Annotated in this window: 8 protein-coding genes; 5 read left to right on the forward strand and 3 right to left on the reverse strand. The window is 54.8% G+C overall.

Annotation, left to right across the window (positions count from 1 at the left end):
- The first annotated feature begins 24 nt into the window (after positions 1 to 24).
- Positions 25 to 726 (forward strand): NAD(P)H-flavin reductase, encoded by a 702-nt coding sequence (fre, locus tag VH86_RS17875; RefSeq protein WP_045833687.1) that lies wholly within the window; start codon positions 25 to 27, stop codon positions 724 to 726.
- Between the two features lie 45 nt (positions 727 to 771).
- Here the strand turns inward: fre and fadA are convergent, their stop codons facing one another.
- Positions 772 to 1,935, reverse strand: coding sequence for an acetyl-CoA C-acyltransferase FadA (gene fadA / locus VH86_RS17880; RefSeq protein WP_038643767.1), 1,164 nt, complete (start codon positions 1,933 to 1,935; stop codon positions 772 to 774).
- 10 nt (positions 1,936 to 1,945) lie between these two features.
- Complete coding sequence (fadB, locus tag VH86_RS17885) at positions 1,946 to 4,129, reverse strand: fatty acid oxidation complex subunit alpha FadB (RefSeq protein ID WP_045833688.1); 2,184 nt, start codon at positions 4,127 to 4,129, stop codon at positions 1,946 to 1,948.
- Between the two features lie 186 nt (positions 4,130 to 4,315).
- Between fadB and pepQ the strand changes: the two genes are divergently transcribed.
- Genes pepQ through hemG form a run of 4 tightly spaced genes read left to right on the forward strand, consistent with a single transcriptional unit; the run spans position 4,316 to position 8,297 of the window.
- Complete coding sequence (gene pepQ, locus VH86_RS17890) at positions 4,316 to 5,647, forward strand: Xaa-Pro dipeptidase (protein WP_038649731.1); 1,332 nt, start codon at positions 4,316 to 4,318, stop codon at positions 5,645 to 5,647.
- On the forward strand, positions 5,647 to 6,264 hold the full coding sequence (locus VH86_RS17895; protein ID WP_045833689.1) for an IMPACT family protein: 618 nt from the start codon (positions 5,647 to 5,649) through the stop codon (positions 6,262 to 6,264). The genes pepQ and VH86_RS17895 overlap by 1 nt, the downstream gene beginning before the upstream one ends.
- A 26-nt stretch (positions 6,265 to 6,290) precedes the next feature.
- Entirely contained in the window at positions 6,291 to 7,742 is a 1,452-nt protein-coding gene (gene trkH, locus VH86_RS17900) for a Trk system potassium transporter TrkH (RefSeq protein ID WP_045833690.1), read from the forward strand.
- Between the two features lie 18 nt (positions 7,743 to 7,760).
- Positions 7,761 to 8,297 carry a menaquinone-dependent protoporphyrinogen IX dehydrogenase gene (gene hemG, locus VH86_RS17905; RefSeq protein WP_038643763.1) on the forward strand — a complete coding sequence of 179 codons (537 nt, stop codon included), beginning with the start codon at positions 7,761 to 7,763 and terminating at the stop codon, positions 8,295 to 8,297.
- Positions 8,298 to 8,318: 21 nt separating this feature from the next.
- Here hemG and VH86_RS26155 read toward each other — a convergent pair.
- Positions 8,319 to 8,535 (reverse strand): hypothetical protein (locus VH86_RS26155; RefSeq protein WP_231647282.1); only part of this gene is annotated, 217 nt, incomplete at its 5' end.

An 8,535-nucleotide genomic window follows, 5' to 3' on the forward strand; every position in this document is an offset into this window, starting at 1 on the left:
AGAAAACCATAAAAAAGGGCACGTATGACGACGTTAAACTGCAAGGTGACTTCGGTCGAAGCGATTACGGATACCGTTTACCGCGTCCGTTTAATTCCGGCGGCGGATTTTACTTTCCGTGCGGGGCAATACCTGATGGTAGTGATGGATGAGCGTGATAAGCGCCCCTTCTCACTGGCTTCAACCCCGATGGAAAAAGACATCATTGAGCTGCACATTGGCGCATCTGACCTCAATCTCTACGCGATGGCGGTGATGGATCGCATCAAAAACGATCGTCAAATCACGGTGGATATGCCGCATGGCGATGCCTGGCTGCGTGAAGATAGCGATCGCCCCATTATTCTGATCGCGGGCGGCACCGGTTTCTCCTATGCACGTTCGATTCTGCTGACGGCACTGGCGCAGCAGCCAGACCGCGATATCGCCATCTACTGGGGCGGCCGGGAATTGATGCATTTGTACGATCTGGATGAGTTGAACGCGTTGGCGGTCAAGCATCCTCATGTCAAGGTGATTCCGGTGGTGGAGCAGCCAGCAGAGGGTTGGGAAGGGCGCAGTGGTACCGTACTCACAGCGGTGATGCAGGATTACGCGACGCTCAGCGAGCACGATATCTATATTGCGGGTCGTTTCGAGATGGCGAAGATAGCGCGCGAGCGTTTCTGCGCGGAACGTGGTGCGGTTGAAGCGCAGATGTTTGGCGATGCGTTTGCCTTTATCTGAGTAAAAAAGCCCGCCCGAAAGGGCGGGAACACGTGCATCAACGTATTAAACGCGTTCGAATACCGTTGCGATGCCCTGGCCTAAGCCAATACACATGGTCGCCAGACCAAATTGCGCATCACGACGTTCCATCAGATTGAGCAGCGTCGTGCTGATACGCGCCCCCGAGCATCCGAGTGGGTGCCCCAGCGCAATCGCGCCGCCATTCAAATTCACTTTCTCATTGAGCTGATCCAGCAATCCTAAATCCTTAATGCACGGCAGTGTCTGTGCAGCAAAGGCTTCGTTAAGCTCGAACAAATCGATATCCTGCACGCTCAATCCGGCGCGTTTCAGTGCCAGTTTGCTGGCCGGCACCGGACCGTAACCCATGATGGAGGGATCACAGCCGACAACTGCCATGCTGCGGATGCGCGCACGCGGGGTCAGGCCGAGTTCGCGGGCGCGGCTTTCACTCATGATTAACATGGCGGCGGCGCCATCCGAGAGTGCTGAAGAGGTGCCTGCGGTGACGGTACCGTTAACCGGGTCAAACGCGGGACGCAGCGCAGCCAATCCTTCCAGCGTGGTATCCTCACGGATGACTTCATCCGTTTCATAGCGTTTCAACACACCGTCGGCATCGTGGCCATAGGTCGGCACGATCTCACGTTTGAAATCGCCTCGCTGGGTCGCGGCCCAGGCGCGTTGATGTGAACGCAGCGCAAACGCATCCTGTTGCTCACGGGTGATGTGATGCATGCGCGCCAGCATTTCTGCGGTCAACCCCATCATGCCAGCGGCTTTCGCTACCGTTCGACCCAAGCCCGGATGGAAATCAACGCCGTGGCTCATTGGCACATGCCCCATATGTTCAACGCCGCCAATCAAACAGCTGTGCGCATCGCCCACCATTATCGCGCGCGCCGCATCGTGCAGCGCCTGCATTGACGAACCGCACAAGCGATTCACCGTGCTGGCAGGCACGCGATGCGGAATTTCTGCCAGCAGTGCCGCGTTACGCGCAATGTTGAAGCCCTGTTCCAGCGTCTGCTGCACGCATCCCCAAATGATGTCATCCAGAGAGGCCGGATCAACGCCGGGGTTGCGGCTCAGCAGTTCGCGCATCAGATGCGCCGAGAGATCTTCCGCGCGTACCTGACGAAACGCGCCGCCTTTTGAACGGCCCATCGGTGTACGTACCGCATCAACTATGACTACCTTTTCCATATTCTTTACCTCAGGCACTTTGCAGTGTTGCTTCGTCAATCGGTTGGGCTGCGGGATACCAGCTTTGGTGCTGATGCGCTTTGTGCACTAACAGTTCAGGTACCGCATACAGCGGGCCGAGTGGGGTGTAGCGTTTGGCTTGATCAACCAGATTGCTAAGGCCGAGCGTATCCATATAGCGGAAGGCGCCCCCTCGGAATGGAGGGAAACCTAATCCGTACACCAGCGCCATATCGGCTTCAGCCGGAGAGGCAATAATTTTCTCTTCCAGGCAACGCACCACTTCGTTGAGCATTGGCAACATCATGCGGTTGGCAATGTCTTCATCGCTGAACACGCGTTTCGGCTCGCAAATCGGTTCCAGCAGTGCATCAACAGCCGGATCGGCTCTCTTCTGTGCTTTGCCTTTTTTATCTTGCTCCCACTGATAAAAGCCCAGGCCGTTTTTCTGACCGTAACGTTTGGCTTCAAACAGGACATCAATCGCGTCGCGGTAATCTTTTTGCATGCGGGAAGGAAAGCCTTGTGCCATCACCTGTTGCGCGTGATGAGCGGTATCAATGCCGACCACATCCAGCAACCAGGCCGGGCCCATTGGCCAGCCGAACTGTTTTTCCATCACCTTATCAATCTGACGGAAGTCTGCGCCATCACGCAGCAGCAAACTGAAAGCAGCGAAATAGGGGAACAGCACGCGGTTGACAAAGAAGCCGGGGCAGTCATTCACTACGATCGGTGTTTTGCCCATCTTGCTGGCCCAGGCTACCACTTTATTGATGGTGGCTTCTGAGGTCTGCTCGCCACGAATCACCTCAACCAGCGGCATGCGCGGCACGGGATTAAAGAAGTGCATGCCGCAGAAGTTTTCTGGACGCTGCAGCGATTGCGCTAGCAGGCTAATCGGAATGGTCGACGTGTTGGAGGCGAGTACGGCATCCTCGCGCAGGTGTTGCTCGGTTTCTGCCAACACTTTGGCCTTGATTTGCGGATTCTCGACCACGGCCTCGACCACCACATCGGCACGTTCGAAACCGGCGTAATCCAGCGTGGGCTGAATCGTCGTGAGGACGCTCGCCAGTTTGGCGCCGTTGATCTTGCCGCGTTCCAGTTGCTTGTTAAGAAGGTTACTGGCTTCCGTCATCCCCAGCGTCAGCGCCTGCGGATTAATATCTTTCATTTTCACCGGCACGCCTTTCCATGCCGACTGATAAGCAATCCCCCCTCCCATAATGCCTGCGCCCAACACGGCGGCCTGCTGCGGTGCACCGGCTGCGTTGCTGTGCTTTTTCGCCAGGCCTTTGACATATTGATCGTTCAGGAAGATACCGACCAGCGCGCGCGCCACATCGCTTTGTGCCAGCGGCACGAATGCAGCGGTTTCCAGTTTTAATGCATCATCACGACTTGAACCGGCTGCCGCTTCAATGGTTTTCACCGCGGTAATAGGCGCGGGATAGTGCTTGCCTGCTGTTTGCATCACCATGCTTTTGGCAATGGTGAAGCTCATCGCCGCTTCAATCGGGCTTAATTTCAGTGGGGCCAGCTTAGGTGCCCGACGCGCCTGCCAGCTGCCTTGCGCAACCGCATCCTGCAACATAGTGAGTGCCGCAGCGCGTAGTTTTTCGCTGTTCACTACCGCATCGACCAGGCCGAGTTGCAGGGCGCTGGTGCCATCAACGTCTTTTCCTGCGGCAATGATTTCCAGTGCGCTATCAGCGCCGAGCAAACGTGGCAAGCGCACGCTGCCGCCAAAGCCTGGCATGATGCCGAGTTTGGTTTCCGGCAAACCGATGCGGGCGCTGGGCGTCGCGACGCGGAAGTCGGTCGCCAGCACGCATTCGCAGCCGCCACCCAGCGCGTAGCCGTCAATAGCTGCAACGGTCGGCACCGGCAAATCTTCCAGACGGTTAAAGATGCTGTTCGCAAATGCCAGCCATTGGCTCAGCTTCTCTTCAGGCGCATCAAACAGCGACAGGAATTCGGTGATATCGGCACCGACAATGAATGCTGGTTTGGCCGATGTGAGCAGCAGGCCACGCAGATCGGGCTGCTGTTCCAGCACGCTGAGTGCGTCGCCCAATGAAGCGACGGTTTTAGTGTCGAGTTTGTTCACTGAACCGGGGGCATCAAAAACCAGTTCTGCAATGCCATCATTAAGCCAGTGAACTGAAAGGGTATCGCCTTGGTAGAGCATGTCCGTCTCCTGAAACCGCGAAAGGTGATCTGGTCATACCAGATGAATGGGAGTGTGGGCGGCATGTTAATTTTTTGCAAACGAGTCTTTGATTATTTGGTACGCCGATCACAGCGTGTGCAGCACGGCAACGCTGGCGTGGCTGTGCTACACTGCGGCCAATTTCGCGATATTGGAGACAAGTCCATGGATTCACTGAAAACCCTGTATCACGCGCATATCAATACGCTACAACAGCGAGCGCAACAGGTGCTGGCACGCTTTAAGCTTGATGCGATGTTGATTCACTCTGGCGAGCTGTTAACCGTTTTCCTCGACGATCACGACTATCCGTTTAAGGTGAATCCGCAATTTAAAGCCTGGGTGCCGGTGACGCAGGTGCCCAACTGCTGGTTATGGATCGATGGTGTTAACAAGCCAAAACTGTGGTTCTACTCGCCAGTGGATTACTGGCATAACGTCGAGCCATTGCCCAACAGCTTCTGGACTCAGGATGTTGAGGTGGTGGGCCTGAAAGATGCCGATGAGATTGGGCAACTGCTGCCGGCTCAGCGCGACAATGTGGCTTATATCGGACCTGTGCCATCTCGAGCCACGCAACTCGGCATTCAGAGCGATCGCGTGAATCCAAAAGGCGTGATCGACTTCCTTCATTATCATCGCAGCATTAAAACTGACTACGAACTGGCCTGTATGCGTGAGGCGCAGAAGCTTGCCGTGGCGGGGCATCGTGCGGCGAAAGAAGCCTTCTTCTCGGGGATGAGCGAGTTCGACATAAACCAGGCATATCTGACTGCGACCGGCCATCGTGATACCGACGTGCCATACGGCAATATTATCGCGCTCAACGAACATGCTGCGGTGCTGCACTACACCAAACTCGACCATCAGCCACCGGTGAAACGTCATAGCTTCTTGATTGATGCCGGTGCCGAATATCTTGGTTATGCCGCCGACCTGACGCGCAGCTATGCAGCACAAAGCAAATCGCGCTATGCCGAAATGGTGGAGGCGATGAATAAAGAAGAGTTGGCGCTGATTGCGACGTTGAAAGCGGGCGTGCGATACACCGATTATCATCTGCAAATGCATCAGCGTATCGCCCGTCTATTGCTGAAGTTCGACCTGGTGAAAGGTTTAACCGAAGAGGTGCTGGTGGCGGAAGACCTGACCGGTCCGTTTATGCCACACGGTTTGGGGCATCCGCTGGGCTTGCAGGTGCACGACGTTGCCGGCTTTATGCAAGATGACAACGGCACGCATATGGCTGCACCGTCGCAATATCCTTATCTGCGCTGTACCCGTGTGCTGGAACCGGGCATGGTGCTGACCATCGAGCCCGGTTTCTACATTATCGACTCACTGCTGGCGAAACTCCGTGGTGGTAAGTACAGCCAGTACTTTGACTGGCAGGCGATCGACGCATTGAAACCGTACGGTGGTATTCGTATCGAAGATAATGTGGTGATCCACGCTAATCGCGTTGAAAACATGACGCGCGATCTGCATCTGGCCTGATGGAGGCGTACGATATTCCCGCTGAGGCTGTGAGTCTCAGTGAGGAAACCATTAAGAAAAGCCGTTTTATCACCTATCTGGCCCATACCGATGGCGTTGAGGCGGCACGCGCTTTCGTTCAGCAGGTCAAGCAAGAACATCCTGCGGCACGTCATCACTGCTGGGCGTGGGTTGCGGGTGCGCCGGATGATTCGCAGCAGTTGGGGTTCTCCGATGACGGTGAGCCTTCCGGCACCGCAGGCAAGCCTATGCTGGCACAGCTAATGGGGAGCGGCGTGGGCGAGATTACGGCAGTGGTCGTGCGCTATTATGGCGGCATTATGTTGGGTACGGGTGGATTAGTTAAAGCGTATGGCGGTGGCGTGCAGCAGGGGCTGAAGCACCTGGCGCGTGCGCGTAAAGTGCCGATGCAATCTTTTACCCTGCAATGTGACTATGCCCAGTTAAGTGATATTGAGCGTCTGTTGCAACGTTTTGACGGCATCATCGAAGAGAGCCATTATCAGGATCGTATTGCGCTACGTTTGGCGTTGCCGCATCCGCAGATCGATGGCTTTCGGCAAAACCTTTCTGATTACAGCCGGGGCGCGCTGACGCTCATCCCGCTGGACAACTAAAAGCATCTGTTTAAAGGAACGGCTGAATGCATTTTCGCGCCATTACCCGCATCGTGGGCCTGTTGGTGATTTTATTCTCGGTAACTATGATCTTGCCGGGGCTGGTGGCCTTGATTTATCGCGATGGCGCCGGACGTGCGTTTAGCCAGACATTTATGATGGCGATCGTCATTGGCTCGCTGCTGTGGTGGCCGAATCGCAAAAAGAAAACTGAGCTTAAACCGCGCGAAGGGTTTCTGATTGTCGTGCTTTTTTGGACCGTGTTGGGCAGTGTCGGTGCGATGCCCTTCATTTTTGCCGAACAGCCGCACCTTTCGGTCACTGATGCTTTCTTTGAATCCTTCTCCGGGCTGACCACTACCGGCGCGACCACGTTAGTCGGCCTCGATACCTTACCTAAAGCGATTCTGTTTTATCGTCAAATGCTGCAGTGGCTGGGCGGTATGGGGATCATCGTACTGGCCGTAGCCATCTTGCCGATTCTGGGCGTTGGCGGTATGCAGCTGTATCGCGCTGAAATGCCGGGGCCGCTGAAAGATAACAAAATGCGCCCGCGTATTGCCGAAACGGCTAAAACGTTGTGGCTCATCTATGTATTGCTTACCGTAGCGTGTGCGGTGGCGTTGTGGCTGGCAGGCATGCCAATGTTTGATGCGGTAGGCCACAGCTTCTCCACCATCGCGATTGGTGGTTTCTCTACGCATGATGCGAGTATCGGCTACTTCAACAGTCCTACTATCAATACCATTGTGGCGGTGTTCCTGCTGATCTCCGGCTGTAACTATGGTCTGCACTTCTCTTTATTGAGCGGCCGTAGCCTCAAAGTTTACTGGCGCGATCCCGAATTCCGCATGTTTATTGGCGTACAGCTGACGTTAGTGCTGATCTGTACGGTAGTGCTGTGGTTCCACAACGTCTATGCCAGCGGTTGGCAAACACTGAACCAAGCCTTCTTCCAGGTGGTATCGATGGCGACAACGGCAGGATTTACCACCGATAGCATTGCGCGCTGGCCATTGTTCCTACCGGTGCTGTTGCTCTGCTCTGCTTTTATCGGCGGTATGGCGGGATCGACGGGTGGTGGATTAAAGGTCATTCGTATTTTACTGCTGTTCAAGCAGGGCTCGCGTGAGTTGAAGCGGTTGGTGCATCCGAACGCGGTCTATACCATTAAGTTGGGTAATCGCGCGCTGCCGGAACGCATCCTTGAAGCCGTGTGGGGATTTTTCTCCGCTTATGCACTGGTGTTCTTACTCAGCATGCTGGCCATCATCGCCACGGGCGTCGATGACTTCTCCGCTTTTGCTGCTGTGGCCGCCACGCTGAACAACCTTGGGCCAGGCCTGGGCGTTGTGGCAGACAACTTCACTTCTATGAATGATGTGGCTAAGTGGATTTTGATTTTGACCATGTTGTTTGGGCGTCTTGAGGTGTTCACACTGCTGGTCCTGTTCACCCCGACTTTCTGGCGTGAATAAGAGAAACAGGATTATCTAATGAAAGCTTTAATTCTATATTCCAGCCGCGATGGGCAAACCCGCGAGATCGCGGCGCGTATTGCGCAGACATTAGCGCCGCAACAGCTGTGCGATGTGATTGATTTGCTGGAAGCGCAAAAAGTTGAGTGGGCGCAGTATGATCGCGTGCTGATTGGTGCATCGATCCGTTACGGTCATTTCCATCCGGCATTGATGAAGTTTGTCACTCAGCACAAGGCTGAGCTGCACCAGCGCGTCAGTGGCTTTTTCAGCGTCAACCTTACCGCGCGAAAAGCGGATAAATGCACGCCAGCGACTAATGCGTACACGCACAAGTTTCTCGAACAATCCCCCTGGCAGCCAGATTGCTGTGCAGTATTTGCTGGCGCGTTGCGCTACCCCCGTTATCGCTGGTTTGATCGTGTCATGATTCAACTGATTATGCGTATGACGGGCGGTGAGACGGATACCTCTAAAGAAGTGGAATACACCGATTGGAATAAAGTGGCGGTTTTTGCCCAGGATTTTGTGCAGTTACCAGGCAAATCGTTGTGAAATAGAGCGTTGTGGCTAAATTTAGGTCGAACGATCATTTTTTTGCAATAAACCCTTGTCAGCTCCGAATAACTCCCTATAATGCGCCACCACTGAGACGGCAAAGCGGCAACGCAGACGGCTCAGCAGGGAGTGAAGTGATTCATCCCGCCGGAGAAAAAACGCTGAAAAAAGTGTTTGACTCTGAAGGAGGAAAGCGTAATATACGCCACCTCGCGACAGACGGTTAACCCGCTGT

This window comes from Pantoea sp. BL1, from assembly GCF_000963985.1.
In the GTDB taxonomy this organism is placed as follows: domain Bacteria; phylum Pseudomonadota; class Gammaproteobacteria; order Enterobacterales; family Enterobacteriaceae; genus Pantoea; species Pantoea rwandensis_B.

Excerpts from the sequence above, each read along its gene's own strand:
- fre (WP_045833687.1), top strand. The coding sequence starts at position 25 with ATGACGACGTTAAACTGCAAGGTGACTTCGGTCGAAGCGATTACGGAT.
- fadA (WP_038643767.1), bottom strand. The coding sequence starts at position 1,935 with ATGGAAAAGGTAGTCATAGTTGATGCGGTACGTACACCGATGGGCCGT.
- fadB (WP_045833688.1), bottom strand. The coding sequence starts at position 4,129 with ATGCTCTACCAAGGCGATACCCTTTCAGTTCACTGGCTTAATGATGGC.
- pepQ (WP_038649731.1), top strand. The coding sequence starts at position 4,316 with ATGGATTCACTGAAAACCCTGTATCACGCGCATATCAATACGCTACAA.
- VH86_RS17895 (WP_045833689.1), top strand. The coding sequence starts at position 5,647 with ATGGAGGCGTACGATATTCCCGCTGAGGCTGTGAGTCTCAGTGAGGAA.
- trkH (WP_045833690.1), top strand. The coding sequence starts at position 6,291 with ATGCATTTTCGCGCCATTACCCGCATCGTGGGCCTGTTGGTGATTTTA.
- hemG (WP_038643763.1), top strand. The coding sequence starts at position 7,761 with ATGAAAGCTTTAATTCTATATTCCAGCCGCGATGGGCAAACCCGCGAG.